The 20,913-nt window shown below is 75.7% G+C and carries 17 protein-coding genes; 5 read left to right on the forward strand and 12 right to left on the reverse strand.

Annotated elements, in window-relative coordinates:
- Positions 1-30: 30 nt before the first annotated feature.
- Both ACWIX3_RS21380 and ACWIX3_RS21385 read right to left on the reverse strand, forming a co-directional pair.
- The gene (locus ACWIX3_RS21380; RefSeq protein ID WP_448609359.1) at positions 31-1,590 is read right to left on the reverse strand and encodes an ABC transporter permease; all 1,560 of its coding nucleotides are present in this window, start codon (positions 1,588-1,590) and stop codon (positions 31-33) included.
- A 23-nt stretch (positions 1,591-1,613) separates the two neighbouring features.
- A complete protein-coding gene (locus ACWIX3_RS21385; RefSeq protein ID WP_448609360.1) occupies positions 1,614-2,645 on the reverse strand; it encodes an iron ABC transporter substrate-binding protein in 1,032 nt (343 codons plus the stop codon).
- A gap of 153 nt (positions 2,646-2,798) precedes the next feature.
- On the opposite strand from ACWIX3_RS21385, the gene ACWIX3_RS21390 reads away from it, so the two are divergent.
- Positions 2,799-3,623, forward strand: a complete 825-nt coding sequence (locus ACWIX3_RS21390) for a GNAT family N-acetyltransferase (protein ID WP_448609361.1) — start codon at positions 2,799-2,801, stop codon at positions 3,621-3,623.
- Between the two features lie 75 nt (positions 3,624-3,698).
- Here the strand turns inward: ACWIX3_RS21390 and ACWIX3_RS21395 are convergent, their stop codons facing one another.
- From ACWIX3_RS21395 to ACWIX3_RS21410, 4 genes are all read right to left on the reverse strand, one after another.
- Positions 3,699-4,676: a bacteriorhodopsin gene (locus ACWIX3_RS21395; protein WP_448609362.1), complete on the reverse strand. Its 978-nt coding sequence runs from the start codon at positions 4,674-4,676 to the stop codon at positions 3,699-3,701.
- 260 nt (positions 4,677-4,936) lie between these two features.
- Positions 4,937-6,196 (reverse strand): RNA polymerase sigma factor, encoded by a 1,260-nt coding sequence (locus ACWIX3_RS21400; protein ID WP_448609363.1) that lies wholly within the window; start codon positions 6,194-6,196, stop codon positions 4,937-4,939.
- 19 nt (positions 6,197-6,215) lie between these two features.
- On the reverse strand, positions 6,216-6,641 hold the full coding sequence (locus ACWIX3_RS21405; protein ID WP_448609364.1) for a YciI family protein: 426 nt from the start codon (positions 6,639-6,641) through the stop codon (positions 6,216-6,218).
- Between the two features lie 114 nt (positions 6,642-6,755).
- Entirely contained in the window at positions 6,756-7,448 is a 693-nt protein-coding gene (locus ACWIX3_RS21410) for a maleylpyruvate isomerase family mycothiol-dependent enzyme (RefSeq protein WP_448609365.1), read from the reverse strand.
- A gap of 260 nt (positions 7,449-7,708) precedes the next feature.
- Between ACWIX3_RS21410 and ACWIX3_RS21415 the strand changes: the two genes are divergently transcribed.
- Both ACWIX3_RS21415 and ACWIX3_RS21420 read left to right on the forward strand, forming a co-directional pair.
- A complete protein-coding gene (locus ACWIX3_RS21415) occupies positions 7,709-8,092 on the forward strand; it encodes a PaaI family thioesterase (protein ID WP_448609366.1) in 384 nt (127 codons plus the stop codon).
- Between the two features lie 197 nt (positions 8,093-8,289).
- The gene (locus ACWIX3_RS21420; RefSeq protein ID WP_448609367.1) at positions 8,290-9,660 is read left to right on the forward strand and encodes an FAD-binding oxidoreductase; all 1,371 of its coding nucleotides are present in this window, start codon (positions 8,290-8,292) and stop codon (positions 9,658-9,660) included.
- Between the two features lie 96 nt (positions 9,661-9,756).
- Here ACWIX3_RS21420 and ACWIX3_RS21425 read toward each other — a convergent pair whose 3' ends face one another.
- From ACWIX3_RS21425 to ACWIX3_RS21450, 6 genes are all read right to left on the reverse strand, one after another.
- Positions 9,757-9,990 (reverse strand): hypothetical protein, encoded by a 234-nt coding sequence (locus ACWIX3_RS21425; protein WP_448609368.1) that lies wholly within the window; start codon positions 9,988-9,990, stop codon positions 9,757-9,759.
- A 218-nt stretch (positions 9,991-10,208) separates the two neighbouring features.
- Positions 10,209-10,631 (reverse strand): hypothetical protein, encoded by a 423-nt coding sequence (locus ACWIX3_RS21430; protein ID WP_448609369.1) that lies wholly within the window; start codon positions 10,629-10,631, stop codon positions 10,209-10,211.
- A 173-nt stretch (positions 10,632-10,804) separates the two neighbouring features.
- Positions 10,805-11,776 (reverse strand): ferritin-like domain-containing protein, encoded by a 972-nt coding sequence (locus ACWIX3_RS21435; RefSeq protein WP_448609370.1) that lies wholly within the window; start codon positions 11,774-11,776, stop codon positions 10,805-10,807.
- A 171-nt stretch (positions 11,777-11,947) separates the two neighbouring features.
- Positions 11,948-12,130 (reverse strand): hypothetical protein, encoded by a 183-nt coding sequence (locus ACWIX3_RS21440; protein ID WP_448609371.1) that lies wholly within the window; start codon positions 12,128-12,130, stop codon positions 11,948-11,950.
- Between the two features lie 126 nt (positions 12,131-12,256).
- Positions 12,257-12,721, reverse strand: coding sequence for an NUDIX domain-containing protein (locus ACWIX3_RS21445; RefSeq protein ID WP_448609372.1), 465 nt, complete (start codon positions 12,719-12,721; stop codon positions 12,257-12,259).
- A gap of 335 nt (positions 12,722-13,056) precedes the next feature.
- Positions 13,057-13,851, reverse strand: a complete 795-nt coding sequence (locus ACWIX3_RS21450; protein WP_448609373.1) for an enoyl-CoA hydratase/isomerase family protein — start codon at positions 13,849-13,851, stop codon at positions 13,057-13,059.
- A 205-nt stretch (positions 13,852-14,056) separates the two neighbouring features.
- On the opposite strand from ACWIX3_RS21450, the gene ACWIX3_RS21455 reads away from it, so the two are divergent.
- Complete coding sequence (locus ACWIX3_RS21455) at positions 14,057-14,428, forward strand: helix-turn-helix transcriptional regulator (protein WP_448609374.1); 372 nt, start codon at positions 14,057-14,059, stop codon at positions 14,426-14,428.
- A gap of 185 nt (positions 14,429-14,613) precedes the next feature.
- Positions 14,614-20,754, forward strand: a complete 6,141-nt coding sequence (locus tag ACWIX3_RS21460) for a DUF4011 domain-containing protein (protein WP_448609375.1) — start codon at positions 14,614-14,616, stop codon at positions 20,752-20,754.
- Positions 20,755-20,913 lie beyond the last annotated feature (159 nt).

Consider the following 20,913-nt stretch of genomic DNA (forward strand, 5'->3'; position numbering starts at 1 on the left):
GGGGTCCTCGTCGGGTCGGGGGGCGGGGGCTCACGTCGTCAGCCCCCGCCGGGCGTCGCGGGAGAGCAGCACGGTGGCCGGCGCGGAGAGCAGCACCATCACCACCGCGTAGGGGGCGGCCGCGCCGTACTCCAGCGCGCTGCTGGCCGACCAGAAGGCCGATGCCAGCGTCGTGGTGCCGATCGGTGCGAGCAGCAGGGTGGCGGTCAGCTCGGTGACCACGGCCAGGAACACCAGCGCTGCACCGGCACCGAGGCCGGGCGCGAGCAGCGGCAGGGTGACCCGCCGCAGCCGGTCGGCCGCCGAGGAGCCCAGCGAGGCGGCGACGTCGTCGTAGAGCGGCGGCGCCTGCTCGACGGCGGCACGCACGGTGACGATCGCGCGGGGCAGGAACAGGATCGCGTAGGCGGCCAGCAGCACCGGCACCGTCTGGTAGGCCCACGGCGTCACCTCGAGGGAGACCGTCACCAGCGCGAGCGCGATGACGATCGCCGGCACCGAGCTGCCCAGGTAGGTGCTGCGCTCCAGCAGCGTGGCCACCCGGCCCCGGGCGCGGACGGCGAGCCACCCGGTGGGCAGCGCCATCGCGGTGGTGGCGACGGCGGCGACCGCGGCCAGCCCGAGCGTCGTCCCCGTGGTGGTGGCCAGGGCCGCGGGGTCCAGGGCGGTCGACGAGCCGCGGACCATCCACAGCGCCAGGCTGCCCAGCGGCACGGCCAGCGACAGCGCGACCAGCCCGCCCAGGGCCAGCAGCGCGGGGGCGGCGAGGACACCGAGCCGGACCGGCCGCCCGGCGCGCGCCACCCCCGCCCCGGTGCGGGCGTAGCCGCGCCGGCCGCGCAACCGGAGCTCGGCCAGCAGCAGGCCCAGGCACAGCAGCAGCAGGACGCCGGCCAGCGCGGTCGCGCCCGGCCCGTTGAAGGTGGCGCGGTACTGGTCGTAGATGGCGGTGGTGAACGTGGGGTAGCGCAGCATCTGCAGCGCGCCGAACTCGGCCAGCACGTGCAGTGCGACGAGCAGGCTGCCGCCGAGCACCGCCACCCGCAGCTGCGGCAGCTGCACCCGCCGGAACACCGCCCAGCCGGGGAGGCCCAGGCCGCGGGCGGTGTCCTCCAGCGCCGGGTCCAGGCCGCGGAAGGCGGCGACCGCCGGCAGGTAGACGAAGGGGAAGTAGGACAGCGTCACGACCAGCAGCGCGCCGCCGTAGGTGTCCAGCCCGGGCAGCAGCGAGATCCAGGCGTAGCTGTTGACGAACGCCGGCACGGCCAGCGGCGCGACCAGCAGCACGTGCCAGAACCGCCGTCCCGGCAGCGCCGAGCGCTCCACCAGCCAGGCCGCGCCCACCCCGAGGACGGCGCACAGCAGCACCGTGCCGATGACCAGCCGCGCGGTGTTGCCCAGCAGCTCGGCCACCCGCGGGCGGAACACCAGCTCCCGGAGGCCCGCCCAGCCGACCTCGGCCATCCCCGCGACGACGAAGGTCAACGGCACCAGCGCGAGCAGCGCGACCGCCGCGGCGAGCAGCAGGGTGAGGGGGGACCGCGTGCGCAACCGGCCCGCGACGGCCGGCCGGGCCGTCGTCCCGGGCACGGCGACCGGCGACGCGGGAGCGCTCAGAGCAGCCCCACGTCCTGCATCAGCTCGGTGACCCGCTGCTGGTCGAGCGAGCCCGGGTCGACCTCCGGCGCCTGCAGCTCCTCGAGCGGCGGCAGCACCTCGGCGGAGGGGACGCCGTTGCCGACGGCGTACTCGAGCGCCGTGCTCTCGGACAGCCGCTGCTGCGCCTCCGGTGCGGTCAGCCAGGCGACCAGCCGCTGGGCCTGCTCGGGCTGGTCGGACGACGCCAGGACCCCGGCGCCTGAGACGCTGAGGAAGGCGCCCGGGTCGCCGTTGCGGAAGAAGTGCAGGTCCGCGTCGTCGCCCTTCAGCGCGTTCTCGGCCTGGTCGCGGTACCAGTAGTAGTGGTACATGACGCCGGCGTCGATCTCGCCCTCGTCGGCGGCGACCATCACCGCGGAGTTGCTGGGGTAGACGTCGGCGTTGCGCTCGAGCCCCTCCAGCCAGGCCCGGGTGGTCTCCTCGCCGCGCAGCGCCAGCACGCCGGCGACGATGGCCTGGAAGTCCGCGCCGCCCGAGGCGATGCCGATCCGGCCCTCCCACCCGGGGTCCGCCAGGTCGAGGATCGACGCCGGCAGCTGGTCCTGCGGCAGCTGCGCGGGGTTGTAGACCAGCACGGTCGAGCGGGCGGCGAAGCCGGTCCAGTTGCCCGAGGAGGGCCGGTACTGCTCGCCGACCTGGTCCAGCGTCGCCTGGTCCAGCGGGGCGAGCAGGCCCTCGCGGTCGAGGACGTCGATCGACGGGCTGTTCTCGGTGAGGAAGACGTCGGCCGGGCTGGCCTCGCCCTCCTGCACGATCTGGTTGGCGAGCTCGGCGTCGTTGGCGTCGCGGAACTCCAGCGCGATGCCGGTCTCCTCCGTGAAGCCCTCGAGCATCGTGCGGACCAGGCTCTCGTGCTGGGCGCTGTAGACCGTCAGCGTCTCCGCGGCCTCCGCGTCGTCCCCGCCGCAGCCGGCCAGCGCCCCGGCCGCCACCAGGGCGGTCAGCGCGGCAGCGGTGCTCCGCCCGAGCCTGGTTCCTCCGAGCACGTGGGCCTCCTCGCCGACGGATCGCCGGACCCCGTGCCCGGCAGGGCCGCCCGCAGGGCGGCGTCGTCCGGAGGACAGGTTAGGCACACCTCACCCGTAGGTGTACCACGGGTCCACGGCAGGCGGTCCCGCCCGATCGGCTACAACTCCCGCATGACCGCTGCACCGCTCCGCATGCGCACGGCCCGCTTCGCCGAGCTGACCGGCGCCGAGGTCTACGGGCTGTGCCGGCTGCGGCTCGACGTCTTCGTGGTCGAGCAGCAGTGCCCGTACCCGGAGCTGGACGGCCGGGACGTCGAGCCGGCCACTGTGCACCTGTGGTTCGAGGACGACGACGGCGGCATCGCGGCCACCATCCGCATCCTCGACGACGGCGCCACCCGCGCCATCGGCCGGGTGGCGACCGCGGCCGCGCACCGCGGCGAGGGGCTGGCGGCGCGGCTGATCGAGGCCGGGATCGTGCTGTGCGACGGCGTTCCGATCACACTCGGCGCACAGGCCCACCTGGAGGGCTGGTACGCGCGGTTCGGCTTCGTGCGCAGCGGTGCGGGCTACGTGGAGGACGGCATCCCGCACGTCCCGATGCGCCGCGAGCCGAGGGCCGGGGACCCGCCTGCCTCACCGTGGCGGCCCCGTCCAGAGGCTCGCCGCGAGCCTGCGAGCGGTGAGGAGGACGGGGTCCTTCTCCTGCTGCGGACGGCGGCCGACCGGCTGGAGGCGCTCGCCGCCCGGACGACTCCCGGCGACTGGCGGACCGGCGGGCTGCTGGCCTCCCGACCCGAGGTGGTCGCGCACGCGGCCGACGGCGGTACCGCGCACGTGGCCGAGGCGCGGGCGGGGACCGGCGCGTGGATCGCGGCGCTCTCCCCCGCCCTGGCCGCGCCCCTGGCCGGCTGGCTGCGGGCCACGGGGGCGAGCGGGCCGGTCGACCCGGCCGCCGAGGCCTTCGCCCGGGCGCTGCTCGCCCGGCTGCCCTGAGCGACCGGCCCCACCGCGGCCCCGTCCGGAGGCGCGCCGCGAGCTCGCCGGCAGTGAGGAGGACGGGGTCCTTGCTCAGGTGTCCTCGCGGCGGCGACCGGTCGCGGCCGGAGCAGCGTCGGACCGGTAGCGGACCTCACGCCCCGGGGAGGCGCCGAACCGGTCGACCACCGCCGGGGCGACCCGCCCGAGCTCGGGCAGCACGCCGTCGCTCTTGTGCACGTTGCTCGACCACACCGGTTCGGGGTGCGTGTCGACCCCGGCCGCGACGTCCTCGGCGGTGCGCAGCTTGGCGACCTTGTGCACCAGGACGCCGAAGCCGACCTTGGCCACGACGTCGGCCGCGGAGTAGCCGACCTGCATGGCGGTGAACCACGCGGGGGTGACGTCGGCGAAGACCGGCACGGCGTAGACCAGCGGGTAGACGCCGAAGCTGCTGAGCAGCACGATCGTCGCGTTCCGCAGGCTGGTCGCCGCCTCGGTCCCCATCGTCGGCAGCGACCGGCGCACCGCACCGATGAGCGCGACGTAGAGGTAGACGAAGAACGCGGTGCTGATCAGGCCCCACACGACCAGGGCGGTCCGGTCCCGGCCCTGGTCGAGCACCTGCGCCCCCAGGTAACCGGTGGCGATCATCAGGAAGGCCGCAGCCATGGTGCTGGAGCGCAGCCGGCGGGCGGCGGCGCCGGCGATCGAGCAGACGGCCAGCAGCTCGACGGTCAGCAGCGGCACGGTGACCGACCAGTCGATGTAGCGCGTGCTCTCCGTCGTCCGCGCCTCCTCGTTCGGCACGTACACGCCGTCCTCGAGCCGGAAGCCGCTGTCCCAGTCGAGGTAGAGCAGCAGGTAGGCCACCGTCGCCACCGCGGCCAGGCAGAGGGCCGCGTACGACGAGGGGCGGTAGCGGGCGGAGATCTCGTCCCGGCTGGTCAGCGAGTACAGGAAGTAGGCGAGCAGCGCGAAGCCGGCGCCGAGGATCGCGTACTGGACCACGTCGTACAGGCCCAGCGGCATGGTCTGCAGTTCGGGCACGGGCGGTTCGTTCGGATCCACGGGCCACTCCGGGGGCTGGGGGCGGGAGGCCCCGTGCCGGTACCCGCGCCGGTGCGGAGCGCAACCGCCGGGACCCGGGATCGGGAAGGACGCCCGGCGCCCCCGTGACGCCGGATGCACCGCACTGTACGAGACAGCGAGGTTCAGTTACGACCGGGGCCCGAGGAGCGCCCTGGGGATCGTGCGCCGGATGCGGTCCCCCGCCGGGCCGAGACCACGCTCGGCGCACGACGACGTGGCGGCTCGTCACGAGCCGGTCCTCACCCGGACGGGCAGGCCGCGGCGCGGTCGAGCAGCAGGGCGCGCTCGCGCTCGTTGCGGGTGAGACCGGCCGCCTGCTCGAACTCCGCCCGCGCCTCCGCCGTCCGGCCCAGTTGCAGCAGCAGGTCGCCGCGGGCGGCCGGGAGCAGGTGGTAGCCGCGCAGCGCCGGGACGCCGGTCAGCGCGTCGACGAGCGCCAGGCCGGCGGCCGGGCCGTAGGCGCGGGAGACCGCGACCGCCCGGTTCAGCTCGACCACCGGGGACGGCGACAGCTCGGCCAGCGCCTCGTAGAGAGCCGCGATGCGTGCCCAGTCGGTCTCCTCCGCCGTCCGGGCGCGGGCGTGGCAGGCCGCGATCGCCGCCTGCAGCCCGTACGGCCCCAGCCCGGCGCCGGTCCGTTCGGCCCGCTCCAGCGCGGCCAGGCCGCGGCCGACGAGGACGTGGTCCCAGCGGCCGCGGTCCTGGTCCAGCAGCAGCACCGGCTCGCCGTCCGGGCCGGTGCGGGCCCGCATGCGGGAGGCCTGCAGCTCCATCAGCGCCACCAAGCCGTGCACCTCGGCCTCCCCCGGTGTCAGGCCGGCGAGGATGCGGCCCAGCCGGAGCGCCTCGGAGCACAGTTCCGGCCGGGTCCAGTCGCGGCCCGCCGTCGCCGCGTAGCCCTCGTTGAAGACCAGGTAGACGACCTCGAGCACCGAGGCGAGCCGGGCCGGCAGGTCCGCGGCGGTGGGCAGCTCGAAGGGCACCCCCGCTGCGGCGAGGGTGCGCTTGGCGCGGACGACGCGCTGCGCGACGGTCGACTCGGGGACGAGGAACGCCCGGGCGATCTCGGCGGTGGTCAGCCCGCCGAGCAGCCGCAGGGTGAGCGCCACCCGGGCCTCACGGGAGAGCACCGGGTGGCAGGCGGTGAAGACCAGGCGCAGCAGGTCGTCCTCGACCACCTCGTCCAGTGCGGCGGCCCAGTCCGGTTCCTCCGCCTCGGCCAGTTCCCGGCCCAGCAGCGCGGTCTTGCGCTCCAGCCGCTCGGCACGCCGGAACACGTCGACCGCCCGGTGCTTGGCGGTGGCCATCAGCCAGGCGGCCGGTCTGTCGGGGACGCCGGTCTGCGGCCACCGCTCCAGCGCCGCGACCAGCGCGTCCTGGGCCAGCTCCTCGGCCAGGCCGACGTCCCCGGTGACCCGGGCGAGGGCGGCGACGAGCTTGGCGGACTCGATCCGCCAGACGGCCTCGACGACCCGGTGCGCCGCCGTCCCGTCGCTCACCGCCGCCCCTCGCCCGTGGTCACGAGCCGTGCTGCTGCTCGACGGTCGCCCGCATCCGGTCCTCCTGCTCGCGCAGCTCCGGGGTCATCGCGTCGCCGAAGTCGTCGGCCTCGAAGACCTGCCGCACCTCGACCTCGCCCTCGCGGAACGGCGCCCGCCGCACCCACTGCTCGACCTCCTCGCGCGAGCTCACCTGCAGGATCCAGTAGCCGGCGATCAGCTCCTTGGTCTCGGTGAACGGGCCGTCGACCACGGTGGTGTTCCGGTCGGCGTCGTAGTGCACGCGGAACCCCCGGGAGCTCGGGTGCAGGCCCTCACCGGCCAGCATCACGCCGGCCTTCACCAGCTCCTCGTTGTAGGCCCCCATCTCGGCGAGCTCCTGCTCGGTCGGCATGGCGCCGTTCTCGCTGTCCTGGTTGGCCTTGACGATCACCATGAAGCGCATCTCGGGTCCTTCCTCGGGTGGGATCGGTCGCGGCCCGGTCGGCCGGCGGTGCACCGTCCCCCACCCCCACGTCGAACGGGGACGCCCGGGTTCGACACGGGCGGCGGGATTTCCTCAGAGCCAGCGGGGCAGGTCCGGCAGGTCGCCGTCCGCGGCGAGCTCCTCCCCGCGGTTGCGCCCGGTCAGCCAGCCGGTGACCGCCGGCAGCGGCCCGGAGACCGCGACCGCACCGCTGCCCCACTCCCGGTCGCCGGCGAAGAGGACGATGTCGGGCGTCTCGCCGCGCCGGGCCCAGGAGGCGAGCACCTCCTCGCAGATCGCCGCCTGCACCTCCTCGTCGACGTCGGCGAAGCCCACGCCGGCGTCGAGGTCGACGGCGTGCACGACCACCTCGACGCAGCGCATCCACGGCACCTCCGTCGCCGGCACCTCGCGGTCCTGCATGGTGCGCACCGTCGCCGACCAGGCCTGCTCCGGCAGCCCGCGGACGGCGTCGGCGAAGCGGGCGGTGGCGGCGAGCAGCTCGGCGCGCAGCCGCTGCGCGTCGAGCGCCGCGGTCTCCTCGATGCCGGCGTCGCGCGCCTCGCGCGAGGGGTACATCCGCGTCTCGGTCCCGGTGCGCGCCCAGGTCAGCAGGTTGCCCACCGCGTCGGCGTTGCGGGCGACGTGGGCGACCACGTGCCGGCGGTCCCAGCCGGGCAGCAGCGAGGGGCCGTCGAGCTCCTCGTCGGTCAGCCGGCCCAGCGCGGTGCCGAACAGCCGCTCCCCGTCGACCCAGCGGTCCAGGACCTGCTGCGGTGCGCTCACGCCAGCTCCTCCCGACGACGCCGGCTGCGCCGGCGGGACGGCCCCGATGCTAGGGCGTGCCCGACGGACCCATGTCGACGGACCCATGCCGACGGAGGCGCCGGACAGGTGGTTGCTCCGCACCCCCGTGACCGCAGCGGAGCGCCGCCCGGGCGGCGCCACCGAGGCCGGAGGTCCGTCGCACACGCCCTGGGCCCCGGCGGCCGCGGCACGAGCCCCGCCGGTGCGTCGGCGGCACCGTGGGCGGGTAGCGCGACGGCATGAGCGAGCAGACGATCCCCGAGGGCTTCGCAGGACGGATCGGCGCGCGAGTCGAGGACGCCGACGACGGCGGCGCGCAGATCGCCTTCGAGGTGCGCGACGAGCACCTGAACCCCGCGGGCACGCTGCACGGCGGTGTGGTGGCGACGCTGGTCGACACCGCGATGGGCCAGGCGGTGCGCACCACCACCGGGGACGGCGAGGTGCCGGCGACCAGTCAGCTCACCGTCACCTACCTGCGGCCGGGCAGGCCGGGCGCGCTCGTCGTGACCGGCCGGGTCCGCACCCGCGGGAAGCACCTCACCGTCTGCGAGGCCGACGTCGAGCAGGACGGCGAGGCGCTCGCGCACGCCGTCGCCACCTTCGCCCTGCTGGAGCGCTGAGCCCCAGACGGCACGGTCGATGGTCCCTGTCCGCGGGAGTGCGGCCTCACTACGGTCGGCTCCGGCCGGCGACGACGGGGGCTGCGCCGGGCCAGGAGCTCAGGCGTCGCAGCCCCCGGGCCGGCAGCCGCCCGCTCCCGGCCGCTCCGCACCCCCGCCGGCGTCGTCCACCGTTCCGGACGACTGCTGGAGGGGCCATGACCACGCAGGTGCCAGGCACGCTCGCCGACCGCTTCCGGGGCCAGGTGATCCGGCCCGAGGACCCGGACTACGAGGAGGCGCGGCACGTCTACAACGCCATGATCGAGGCCCGCCCGCACCTGATCCTCCGCTGCGCGGGCACCGACGACGTCGTGGCCGCCGTCCGGTACGCGACGGAGACCGGCCGCGCGGTCGCCGTCCGGGGTGGCGGGCACTCCGTACCGGGCTTCGGCACCGCGGACGACGCCGTCGTCGTCGACCTGTCCGCGATGCAGGCGGTGGACGTCGACCCGGGCGCCCGGTCGGCGTCCGCGGGCGGCGGGACGACGTGGGGCCGGTTCAACGACGCGACCGCCGCCTCGGGGCTGGCCACGACCGGCGGGATCATCTCGACCACCGGCATCGGCGGGCTGACCCTCGGCGGCGGGATCGGCTACCTGACCCGCGGCGCGGGCCTGTCCTGCGACAACCTGACCGCGGCCGAGGTCGTCACCGCCGACGGCCGGGTGGTGACCGCCGACGAGGACGAGAACGCGGACCTGTTCTGGGCGCTGCGCGGCGGCGGCGGCAACTTCGGCGTCGTCACCCGCTTCACCTACCGGCTGCACCCGGTCGACGTCATCTACGGCGGGCCGATGTTCTTCGAGCTCTCCGACGCCCCGGCGGTGCTGACGTTCTTCCGCGAGTTCATCCGGGACGCGCCGCGCGAGTACGGCGGCTTCCCGGCGTTCCAGATCGCGCCGCCCCTGCCGTTCGTGCCCGAGGACCGGGTCGGCGAGCCGTTCGCCGCGGTGGTCTCCTGCTACAACGGCCCCGCGGAGGAGGGCGAGCGGATCATCGACGGGCTGCGCGAGGTGGCGGCGCCGGTGGCCGAGCACGTCGGGCCGATGCCCTACCCGGCGCTCAACAGCGCGTTCGACCCGCTGGTGCCGCCGGGCCTGCAGCACTACTGGAAGGCCGCGTTCGTCACCGAGCTCACCGACGACGCGATCGCCGCGCACGTCGAGCACGGCCCGCGCGTACCGGTGGTCAACTCGACGGTGCACATCTACCCGATCAACGGCGCGGCGCACGACGTGGCGCCGGATGCGACCGCGTTCGGGCACCGGGATGCGAACTTCGCGACGGTGATCGCGGGGATGTGGCCCGATCCGGCCGACAACGAGGCGAACACCCGCTGGGTCCGCGACTACCACGCCGCCATCGCGCCGCACTCCCAGGCCGGGGGCTACACCAACTTCGCCTCGGCCGACGACGCGGCCAAGGTCGCCGAGAACTACGGCGCCAGCTACGAGCGGCTGCGCGAGGTCAAGCGGGCCTGGGACCCGGGGAACCTGTTCCGCCACAACCAGAACGTCGCGCCGTAGCCGCCCCCGCGTCGCGTCCTGACGCGGAGCCGAGGGCCACCGGGACGACGAGGGCCGGGGCCGGACGACGTCCGGCCCCGGCCCCATCGCGGGAACTCAGCCGCTCATGCGCGAGCGCAGCAGCGCCTTGCCCCGCTCGGCGCCCTTGCGGCTGTCGCTCTGCGCCTTGCGGAACAGGTCGGCGAGCTCGTTGTCACCGTCCCGTTCCGCGTCCTGGATGTAGGTGTCCAGCCGCAGCGCGTTGCTCAGGCACTGCTCGGTGAACCAGATGAGGTTGTAGTCCTTGTCCTTGGTGCCGGTGACGTCGCCGGTCTCCGTGGCTGCGCTCATCGCGTCCTCCTCGACGGTTGCTCGGGCTCTCGCGCGCCGGCGCTCCCGTGGCGGTTGCCGGGGACGACGCCAGCAGGGCCAGTGCAGCGGATCCGGTCCCGGAGCGGAACCGGGGCGTGCGCGCCGAGTGCCCGTCGGCACGGCTCTCCTGCGGTGCCCCGGCCCCGTCCAGGGCACCGCCCCGAGCTCGCGAGGGGTGGGCAGGACGGGGTCCTCCCTCAGCGCGGGCGGGCGCCCGCGAGCTCACGGGCGGCCGCGGCGGCGTCGGGGTCGAGCACGCGGGAGCGCTCCTGGCGCTCGATGAGCTGGTGGTAGCGGGTCCAGGCCTCCTCGGGCCGGACGTCGAGCGCCGCGGCGATCTGCTCCCAGGAGGCGCCGCCGCGCAGCGCGGCGCGGAAGCCGGTCAGCTGGCTGTCGCGGGCCTTGTGCGCGACCACCTCGCCGAGCGCGAGCAGCTCCAGCGACTCGGGGACGTCGAGCGAGGTGGTGGCCTCCTTGAACGAGGTCCAGTCGTCGGCGTCGACGTCCTGCGCGGTGTTCAGGGTGGTCTCCCCGCTGTCCCGCCGGGCCAGGAAGTCCAGGCGGGTGACGGCCGTCGTCAGGGAGAACTCCTGCTCGAGGGCGTCGGGTGTGATGCTCATGCGGCATCCCATCCCCGAGGCGCTGGGCAGGTCAAACGCGGTGCGACCGAGATCTCCCCGATCCAGCGAGCCCCGACCGACCGCGCCCGGGCGTACACGTGCAGCCCCTCCCCGGACAGCCGCGAGGGCCCGCTCCCAGATGGGAACGGGCCCTCGCGAGGGGTGGTGCGACGTCACTCGGAGACGCCCACGGCCTCCTTGGCCAGCGCGGCCAGCTGCGTCTGCGTGGCGTTGACGACGCTGGTCCGGTTCTTGTGGGTCTCCTCGTAGCGGATGATCACCCGGACGTCGTGGGCGCTCTTGAGCTCCTTGACCGCCTTGATCGCGTCCTGGGTGGACAGCGAGTCGTAGCCCTTGATCGGCAGCTCGTCGGCGCTGACGTCGCCGAGCTCCTCACGGGCGGCCTTGGCGGCGTTGGCGGCGTCCTTGTTGCCCTCGCGGCGGGCGATCCGCTCGGCCCGGCGCAGCGCGGCGCTGCGGCCGACGGTCAGGGTCTCGCGGACGGCGTCGGTGAACGACGAGGCCTTGTCGGTCGCCTCGCTCAGCCGCTCGCCGGCCTGCTCGCGGCGCTGGTGCACCGACTCGACGACCTCGTTGACCCGGTTGGCCCAGAAGCGGACCGGGGCGTTGGCAGCGCGGGCGGCGGTACCGGCGACCCGCTGCAGCGCGGTGGCCTGCAGCGCGGCCGGGCCGCCCATGGCCTCCTCGGCGAGGACGACGGTCAGCCACTCGACGGTGGCCTTGTGCGCGGTGATGAGCCGCTCGGCGAGCTGGCGGACCTTCGGCAGCTCGGCCTGCTCGGCGAGCACCTTCAGGTAGGTGGCGCGGTCGTGCAGCTGGTGCTCCAGGTTGAGGTCCTGCAGCAGGGCCTCCTCGAGCGGCTCGGCCTGCTCGAACCCGGCCTTGAGGACGGCGGAGAGGCGGCCCACCACGGGGGTCACGACGTCCGGCACGCCACCCAGGGCGCGCAGCTGGTCGGTGATGTCCCGGGTCCGCTCGGCGGCGTTGTCGGCGTTCTGGGTCAGCTCACGGGTGACGGCCTCGGTGCGGGCCTGCGAGACGCGAGTGCGGGCGACCTGCTCCTCGGTCTGGGTCAGCAGCACGAGGGCGCGGAGCTGGTTGATGATCTTGGCGTTGTCGGTCATGACGGGGGGAACTCCAGACATCGGGGATGACCTGACGTCTTCAGTCTTGCCCGGCGCGAGCCGTTTGCTAACTCCTGCAAGCGTAGTGCTTGCTGTGAACCGCATCACGACATGCCGACGTGTCGACACGTCGCCTCCGCCCGGGCCGCGCTGCGGCCCGGGCGGCACCGCTCAGCGGGCGGGGACGGCGGGCCTGGACGGGCGGTCCAGGCGGAGCACCGGCTGGGTCAGCTCGTCGGCCAGCGGCGAGCGCGGGCGCGGCGACGGGGACGGGGACGGCGGGAGCGCCGTGCCGCAGCCGACGCAGAACCGGCCCTGCTGGTGGGCCGCACCGCACTTCGCACACGCCGACATCGGCGTCCTCCTCAGTCCTCGGGAAGTCCGGCGACTTCGCTCGGCCGGACCCTGCCAGGACGGCGACCCGCTCCGGTGCGGGGTGGGGCGGGTGGGACGAGCTGTCGTCCAACCGTTGCCGGGCGTTCACGCCAGCAGGTTGAGCAGCCGGTCGAGGAGCGGCACCTGGCCCGTGACCAGCTTCTCGCGGGCCTCGTCGACGGTCAGCCAGGCGGCGCGGTCGATCTCGGGGAACTCCTGCACGCGGCCGGAGCGCGGCGGCCACTCCAGGGAGAAGGTGTTGCTGACCGCGGCCGCCGCGTCGAGGTCGCCCTCCGCGGACCAGACGGTGAGCCGCTTGCCGCCGGACTGCCGGACCTCACCGAGCGGGACGAGGTCGGTCGCCGGCGCCGGGAACCCCATCTCCTCGGCGAACTCGCGCAGCGCGACGTCGCGCGGCTCCTCGTCGGGGCCGTGCTCGCCCTTGGGGATCGACCAGGCGCCGGCGTCCTTGCGCGCCCAGAAGGGGCCGCCCATGTGGCCGACGAGCACCTCCACGCCGCGCTCGGGGTGACGCCGGTAGAGCAGCAGACCCGCGCTGGTCCTCGGCATGCCGCTCCCCTCGTCCTCCGCAGGCTCAGCCCCTGCTTACAGGAGGGAGCAGGGGCCGAGCACGCGGGGAGGGCAGTCGCCGGCCTCGGTGGACTCGGCGGGTCGCCGCAGCCCAGCCGACTCCCCACCGAGGCGAGCTCCCCACCGAGGCGAGACCGACGACGCCTGCCACGGCGACCGGCACGCCGATCCGCAGCCACGTCCCCGGGCCGCCGGGCGGGGCAGAGGAACCGCCCGGCGGCGCATACCGGGCACCCGGCCGCTGCTGCGGGAGCCGGGCGCCTCCCGCCCCAGCCGCCCCACCCCTCCTCGCCTCCGGAGGGCGGCGTGCGGGGTCAGCGCCCGGTCCAGCGGGCCGCGCGCTTCTCCCGCTGCGCCGCGATGCCCTCCTTGCGGTCCTCGGACAGGTACGGGTTCGGGCCGACGTCGAGCCGCAGCGCCTGCCACAGCGGCAGCTCCAGGCCCTTGACCGCGGTCGCCTTCATCCGGCGCACCGACAGCGGGGCGTTGGCCGCGATCGCCTCGGCCAGCCCGAGCGCGGTGGGCAGGACGTCGTCCGCCGGCACGAGCCGGTTGACCAGCCCCCACCGCTCGGCGACCTCGCTGGTCACGTACTCGCCGGTGTAGAGCAGCTCCAGCGCGATCCCCATGGGGATGCGCTTGGGCAGGACGACGGAGCCGAAGTTGGCGCCCATGCCGATCTTCGCCTCGGGCAGCCCCATGCGGACGCCGGACGCGGCCACCCGCAGGTCGCAGGCCAGCGCCAGCTCGAAGCCGCCGGCCACGGCGGCCCCGGCGATCGCGGCGACCACGGGCACCGGCACCTCGGTGACCACCTCGAACAGCGCGCGGGTCGGCCGGTCCATGGGTGGGCGGAAGCGCTCGCCGCGGCGGTCCTGCTCGCGGATCTCGTCGAGGTCGAACCCGGCGCAGAAGGCCGGCCCGTTCGCGGCGAGGACGACCGCGCGGACGTCGCCGTCCTCCCCGCAGCGCAGCAGCTCCTCGACCAGATCGGCCTGCAGCGGGCTCGACAGCGCGTTGCGGCGCTCGGGCCGGTCCAGGGTGAGCACGCGGACGTGCCCGCGTGCCTCGACGACGAGTCCCGACTCCCGGCGCTGCGCATCGGCCATGCCAGCAACCTGCGGCACAGCACCGCACCGCCGCAACCGCGGCCGGGACGCCCTCCGGTGTGCGGTCCCGGCACCGCGCCCTCCGGGCGGCCGCCGTGCCACCGGAGGATCCACAGCCGGCGCCGCGGAAGTATCGTGCCCCATAGTGGCGTGCGCCACAGGTCGGGTCGCGCCCGGCCACCCGGCGATCGGCGGAGGTGCAGTCGTGCCCACCGACACCCTCGAGCGCGGGCAGCGGCGCCGCGAGCGCTCCGCCCGTCCCCGGCTGGCCCCGGTGGTGGCCTACCTGGAAGCCCACGCCGACGAGCCGCTGACGCCGCAGGAGCTGGCCCGCGTGGGCTGCATGAGCGTCCGCGCGCTGCACGCGGCCTTCCAGCAGGCCCTCGGCGAGACGCCGATGTCCTACCTGCGGCGGGTCCGGCTGGACCGCGCCCGCGCGGAGCTCCTGCGCAGCGACCCGACGCGGGTGCGCGTGACCGACGTGGCGGTGCGATGGGGGTTCTGCCCCCAGAGCCGCTTCGCCCAGCAGTACCGCGACCGGTTCGGCGAGCTGCCCAGCTGCACGCTGCGGTCCTGACGACGGCCGGGGCCGCGGACCGGGCGGCGACCGCCGACCTCCATCGGCACGCGGCCGCGGCGTCGTGACCCTCCGCAGGTGCTCTTGACCGGATCCGGAGCCAGTCCCGCCCCAGCCGTCACACCCGCCGCAGACGCCTCCGCGGCTGAGGGGACCGTTCCGTCCGGACCGGTAGACAGGACGCCATGAGCACCACGGACGTCCGGCCCTCCGTCCCCAGCACCCGGCCGGCCGTCGCGATCCAGGCGACCTCGACGCCGGTGCTCAGCTACGCGCTCGCGCACAACCGCGTCCCGGTCGTCTCCCGCCTGGCGTTGACCAACCACGGCGGCGCGGTGCATGGCGCGACGGTGCGGCTCGGGGTCCGCGACGCCGAGGGTCCGATCGGCAACCCGGTCGAGCTGCTGGTCGACCTCGACGCCGGCCAGACCACCGTGCTCAACGACATCGGCCTGGTCATGGACCCCGCCGCGATGCTGCAGATCGAGGAGCAGCGGCCCGGCTCGATCGAGATCGACCTGCTCGTGGACGGCGAGGACGTCGGCGGCACCGCCGTCCCGGTGCAGGTGCTCGCCGCCAACCAGTGGCTGGCCGCGCCGGTGCCGCTGGCACTGGAGATGCTCGCCGCGCACGTGCTGCCCCACCACCCCAGCACCACCACGCTCATCGGCGAGGCCGCCGACCTGCTCGAGCAGCGCACCGGCAGCGGGTCGGTGCAGGGCTACCAGTCCGGCCCCGAGCGGGTCGACGAGATCGTCGCCGCGCTCGCCGAGGCGATGCAGCGCCGCGCCATCCGCTACACCGAGCCCCCGGCCGGCTGGGGAGACGTCGGGCAGAAGGTGCGCACCCCCGGCGACGTCCTCGACGGGCGGGTCGGCACCTGCCTGGACACCGTCGTCACGCTGGCCGCCGCGCTGGAGCAGGCCGGCATCCGGCCGCTGCTGTGGGTGGCCGAGGGCGTCGGCGGGGGCGTGGGGACAGGACACGCCTTCCTCGGCTACTGGCGCGAGGAGCGCAGCGCCGAGAGCGTCGCCACCACCGACGTCGCGCCGCTGGTCAACCTCGTCGACCACGGGCTGATCCGGCTGGTCGAGACCACGCTGCTCACCAGCCGCGGCTCGGCCGGCGCCGACCTGCACGCCCCCGCCTACAGCGCCTGGCTGGCCGGCGCCGGCGACCTGGACCGGGTCCTGGGCGTCACCGACGTCCACCGCGCCCGGCGCGACGGCATCGTGCCGCTGCCGGCCCGCACCCGCGGCCGGGACGGCGCGGTGCAGGTCGTCGAGTACCGGCCGGCGGTGCACGGCGTCGCGGCCCGGCCGGTCGAGCGGACGCCGGCGACACCGGCACTCGGCCGCCCGGAGATCCCGGCCCGCGTGCAGCAGTGGAAGAACAGCCTGCTGGACCTCTCGCTGCGCAACCGGCTCATCAACTACAGCGAGCGGGCCGGCCTGCCGCTGACCGTCCCCGCGTCGCACCTGGCCCGGCTCGAGGACCTGCTGCACAACGGCACCGCCGTCCAGCTGCTGCCCAACGACCGGATCGCCGCCGTGCACCGCGAGCGCGGCGGTGCCTCCGACGTGGCCACGGCGCGCGACCTGCCCGACGCCGTGCTGGCCGAGGTGCTCGTCGAGCGCCGCGCGGTGCACGCCGAGGTCAGCGAGGGCGGCTACCTGCCGCGGCTGCGGAACCTCGCCTACAAGGCCAAGACGGTGCGCGAGGAGACCGGCGCCAACAACCTCTACCTAGCCCTGGGCAGCCTGGTGTGGGAGCTCGACGGCCGGCCGCTGCGCTCCCCGCTGGTGCTGGTGCCGGTCACCCTGACCCCGACCAGCCGCAACGGCGTCTACCGGCTCGCGCTCGACGACACCGGGTCGAGCACCCCGAACTACTGCCTGCTCGAGAAGCTGCGGCAGGTGCACGGCCTCGCCGTCCCCGGGCTGACCGAGCCCGGCCCTGCCGTCGACGAGGGGACCGGCGCCGGCATCGACCTGGACGAGGCGCTGCAGGCCATGCGCCAGGCGCTGGCCGACGCCGGCCTCCCCCACCGCGTCGAGGCCACCGCCGACCTCGCCGTCCTCCAGTTCGCCAAGTACCGGCTCTGGAAGGACCTCGACGAGCACTGGGCCGACCTCACCGCCAACCCACTCGTGGACCACCTCGTGCACCGGCCCACGGAGGCGTTCACCGACCCGGTCCCGGACACGGCGGGCGCCACCGACCTCGACGGGCTGGCCGCAGCGTGCCCGGTGCCCGCCGACGCCTCGCAGCTGCGCGCGGTCGCCGAGGCCGCCGCCGGCCGCACCTTCGTGCTGGAGGGCCCGCCCGGCACCGGGAAGTCGCAGACGATCACCAACCTGCTCACCCGCGCCGTCGCCGACGGCAAGCGGGTGCTGTTCGTCGCCGAGAAGCGCGCGGCCCTGGACGTCGTCGCGCGGCGGCTCGAGGCCGTCGGCATGGGCCCGTTCGCACTCGACCTGCACGACAAGGGCGCCAAGGCCTCGACGGTGCGCGCCCAGGTGCAGGCCGCGCTGGAGCACGCGGTCGCCGCCGACGACGCGAGCTCGGCGATCGAGGGGATGGCCGCCGACTCCGAGGACCTGCGCTCGGCCCGCCGCACCCTGGCCTGCTACGCCGAGCGGCTGCACGCGGAGAACGCCGCCGGCCTGTCGTACTACACGGCGCGGACGGCGACGCTGGCCCGGCGGGACGGTGTCCCCACCCTGCCGGTCTCCCCCGCGTTCGTGGCCGCCGCGTCGGCCGGGACGCTCACGGCGGTGCGCCGTGCGCTCGCGCTGCTGCCCGACATCGCCGACCTCGTGCGCCCCTCGCCCCGGCACGCGTGGGCCTTCGTGGACACCGCGCAGGTCGACCTGCTGGCCGCCCAGCAGACCGCGGCCGCCGCCGACCAGGCCGTCCGCGACCTGCCCAGCGAGCCGCACCTGGCGCGGGTGCTGCGCGAGGTCCGCACGCCCGCGGACCTCGACGCCCTGGCCCACCTGCTCTGCGGCCCGGCGACGACGCTCGACGTTCTCGACGAGGTGCCGACCGAGCGCTGGAACGTGGCGACGACGACCGTGCTCGGCGAGGTCGCGGCGTTCTCCGGCGCCGTCCACCCCGGGATGGAGCTGGCCACGCCGGCCGCGCTCGAGCTGCCGCTGGCCGACCTCTACGTCGCCGCGCAGACCGCGCAGGCCGGCCGGTTCACGGCCCGCCGGAGGGGGCTGCGAGCCGTCCGCGACCGGCTGCAGCCGGTGCTGCGGCCGGGCGTGAAGGTCAAGCTCGGCGACGTCCCGGAGCTCACCGCCCAGCTGTGGCGGCTGCAGACCGCCGCGCAGGGCATCGTCGCGCGCGCCTCGGTGATCCCGGGGCTGGCCGTGCCGCCCACCTGGAACCCGCTGGCCGAGCCGGAGCTGCTGGTCGGCCAGGTCGAGTGGCTCGAGCGGGCCGGCACGGCCACCGACAGCGCCAGCGAGTTCGCCGTCGCGCTGCGCCGCTGGGTCGTGCAGGGCGAGGGCCCCGACCCGGCCGCCGGCGCCGCCGTCGCCCGGTTGCGCGACGCGGTGTCCGCGCTGCTGCGGGTGTGCCGCAGCAATCCGCGCCGGCTGGCCGAGTGGGCCGGCGACGACGGCCTGGTGCTGCGCTGGCAGATGACCCGCCCCGAGCGCGGCGTCGAGCACACGGGGCTGATGTCGCTGCGCCGGTGGGCCGACCTGGTCGACACCCTCGAGCCGCTGCGCGCCGCCGGTCTGCACGAGGCGCGGGCGCTGCTGGTCACCGGCGAGCTCCCCGCCGAGGACGCCGTCCGGGCCTTCGAGCGCGGGCTGGCCCGGGCGTCGGTCGCCGAGCGCCGCGACGCCACCGGCCTCGACGACTTCGACGCCGAGGCGCACGAGCGGGCGATCACCCGCTTCACCGCCGCCTCGCGGGCGGTGCGCGCACACCTGCGCTCGACGCTGCCCGCCTCGGTGCTCGCCGCCCGGTCCCTCGACACCGCCGGCGGCGACGGCGAGGTCGGCGCGCTGCAGCGGGAGCTGGCCAGGGCCCGCGGCGGCCTGGGCGTGCGCGCGCTGCTGGCGCGCCACGGCCGGCTGGTCACCACCGTTCTGCCGTGCGTGCTGGTCAGCCCGGACTCCGTGGCACGGTTCTTCCCCGCCGAGGCCGGCCTGTTCGACCTGGTGGTCTTCGACGAGGCCTCGCAGATCCGGGTGGCCGACGCGGTCGGCGCGCTGGGCCGGGCGAAGGCGGCGGTCGTCGTGGGCGACAGCCGGCAGATGCCCCCGACGTCGTTCGCCGAGCCGACCTACGGGGTCGCGGAGGACGACGCGGTCGAGCTGCTGGGCACCTCGGTCGAGGACGAGGAGTCGATCCTCTCCGAGTGCGTGCAGGCCCGGGTGCCGCGGCAGTGGCTGTCCTGGCACTACCGCAGCCAGGACGAGTCGCTCATCGCGTTCAGCAACGCCAACTACTACGACAACCGGCTCTCGTCGTTCCCCGCGCCGACGCACGGCCGCCCCTCGTCGGACGTCGACGGCCGCGGCATCTCGCTGGTCCGGGTCAACGGCACCTTCCACCGCACCGGCGCCGGCCGGCTGCTGCGCACCAACCCGATGGAGGCCAAGGCGGTCGTCGCCGAGGTGCGCCGCCGCTTCGACGCCGTGCCCCTGGATGCCGGGGTGGGCGGGGATGGCACGGCGCTGCCCTCGATCGGCGTGGTCACCTTCAACGCGCAGCAGCGGGCCTACATCGAGGGCCTGCTGCGCGACGCCGGCGACGAGCGGCTGGTCGAGGCGCTGGACCGCACCGACGGGGAGGGGCTGTTCGTCAAGAACCTGGAGAACGTGCAGGGCGACGAGCGCGACGTCGTGCTGTTCTCCACCGGCTTCAGCGTGGACGACCGCGGGGTGCTGCCGCTGAACTTCGGCCCGCTCAACCGGGTCGGCGGTGAGCGGCGGCTCAACGTGGCGGTCACCCGCGCCCGTCGGCAGGTCGTCGTCTTCTCCTCGTTCGACCCCGCGCAGCTGCGCGCCGAGCAGACCTCGTCGGTCGGCGTGAAGCACCTGCGCGCCTACCTCGACCTGGCCGCGCTGGGCACCGACGCGCTGCCGCGCGACGCCCGGCCGGTCGCCGTCCCGGACCGGCACCGCGAGGAGATCGCCGCGGCGCTGCGCGACCGGGGGCTGAGCGTGCGCACCGACGTCGGCCTCTCGGACTTCCGCGTGGACCTGTCGGTGGCCCGCGCCGGGACGCCGGACGAGCCGGTGATGGCCGTGCTGCTCGACGGCCCGGCGTGGGCCCGGCGGCGCACCGTCGGCGACCGCGACGGCCTGCCGGTCGAGGTGCTGTCGGGGATGCTCGGCTGGCCAGCCGTCGAGCGGGTCTGGCTGCCGACCTGGCTGCGCGACCGCGAGACGGTGCTCGACCGGCTGGTCGCCGTGGTCGAGGCGGTGCCGGTCGCTGCTCCGGCGCCGGCCGCTCCGGCCACCGTCGTGGTGGAGGACCAGGGGCCGGTGGACGCCGTTCCGCCGGTGCCCGCGCCCGCCGGGCCGCCCGCGCCCGAGGTGCGCGCGGTCGTGCCGCTGCGCGCCGCGCCGCCGGTCGTCGTGGAGACCGTGCTGCCCGAACCCGAACCCGAGCCCGAACCCGTCGTGGCCGCCTCCGCGGAGATGGCCGGGATCTCGCCGGCAGTGCCCGCGCGGACCCCCGGAGAGCCGGTGCCCGCCTCCGGCACCCGGCCGGCCCGGCGCACCCCGCGCAAGTCCGCCGCTCCGCTGCTGGACGGCGAGGCCCCGTTCGCACCGTGGACGCCGAAGGGCGGCCTCGAGCGCAAGGCCCTCGACTCGCTGGACGACCCGCGGGCCGCCCGCACCGTCCGGCGGGTGCTGACTGCGGGCGTCAGGGCTGAGGGCCCGGTGCACCGCGACCGGCTGGTGCGGGTGGCCGCGGGCGCCTTCGGGCTGTCCCGGGTCAGCGAGGCCCGCCGCGACGCGCTGCTGCGGCTGCTGCCCGAGGGCGTCCTCGACGGCGAGTTCGCCTGGCCGGAGTCGCTGGACCGCGCCGGCTGGACCGGCTTCCGCCGGCAGGCCGCCGGCGCCGACCGGCCGCTGGAGCACGTCGCGCCGGAGGAGGTCGGCAACGCCATGTCCGCGCTCTGCCGGGCGGCGGGCGAGCTGGTCGAGGAGGAGCTGTTCGTGCGCACCGCCGAGGTCTTCGGCTACCGCCGCCGGACGCCGTCCCTGGCCCCGCTGCTGCAGGCCGCGCTGGCCCGGGCGCTGGACGCCGGCCGGCTGGTGCGCTCGGAGTCCGGGGTGCTGACCGCCGGCTGACCCCCGCTGCAGGGTCCCGCCCCGAGCTCGCGGAGCGCGTTCCGCTGCCGGCGTCTCAGGGGCGGAATGGGGGACGTCCCGGATGTCCCGGGCACCGGGGTGCGGGCACCCTGGCGGGGCCGGGCGGACACAGGGGCGGCCGACTCACACCTCGCTCCC

The organism is Geodermatophilus sp. URMC 60 (assembly GCF_053502585.1).

What these genes read in the sequence shown, in the direction of transcription:
- ACWIX3_RS21445 (WP_448609372.1), bottom strand. Translation starts at nt 12,721, where the DNA reads ATGCCGAGGACCAGCGCGGGTCTGCTGCTCTACCGGCGTCACCCCGAG.
- ACWIX3_RS21405 (WP_448609364.1), bottom strand. Translation starts at nt 6,641, where the DNA reads ATGCGCTTCATGGTGATCGTCAAGGCCAACCAGGACAGCGAGAACGGC.
- ACWIX3_RS21415 (WP_448609366.1), top strand. Translation starts at nt 7,709, where the DNA reads ATGAGCGAGCAGACGATCCCCGAGGGCTTCGCAGGACGGATCGGCGCG.
- ACWIX3_RS21425 (WP_448609368.1), bottom strand. Translation starts at nt 9,990, where the DNA reads ATGAGCGCAGCCACGGAGACCGGCGACGTCACCGGCACCAAGGACAAG.
- ACWIX3_RS21435 (WP_448609370.1), bottom strand. Translation starts at nt 11,776, where the DNA reads ATGACCGACAACGCCAAGATCATCAACCAGCTCCGCGCCCTCGTGCTG.
- ACWIX3_RS21430 (WP_448609369.1), bottom strand. Translation starts at nt 10,631, where the DNA reads ATGAGCATCACACCCGACGCCCTCGAGCAGGAGTTCTCCCTGACGACG.
- ACWIX3_RS21440 (WP_448609371.1), bottom strand. Translation starts at nt 12,130, where the DNA reads ATGTCGGCGTGTGCGAAGTGCGGTGCGGCCCACCAGCAGGGCCGGTTC.
- ACWIX3_RS21420 (WP_448609367.1), top strand. Translation starts at nt 8,290, where the DNA reads ATGACCACGCAGGTGCCAGGCACGCTCGCCGACCGCTTCCGGGGCCAG.
- ACWIX3_RS21390 (WP_448609361.1), top strand. Translation starts at nt 2,799, where the DNA reads ATGACCGCTGCACCGCTCCGCATGCGCACGGCCCGCTTCGCCGAGCTG.
- ACWIX3_RS21450 (WP_448609373.1), bottom strand. Translation starts at nt 13,851, where the DNA reads ATGGCCGATGCGCAGCGCCGGGAGTCGGGACTCGTCGTCGAGGCACGC.
- ACWIX3_RS21460 (WP_448609375.1), top strand. Translation starts at nt 14,614, where the DNA reads ATGAGCACCACGGACGTCCGGCCCTCCGTCCCCAGCACCCGGCCGGCC.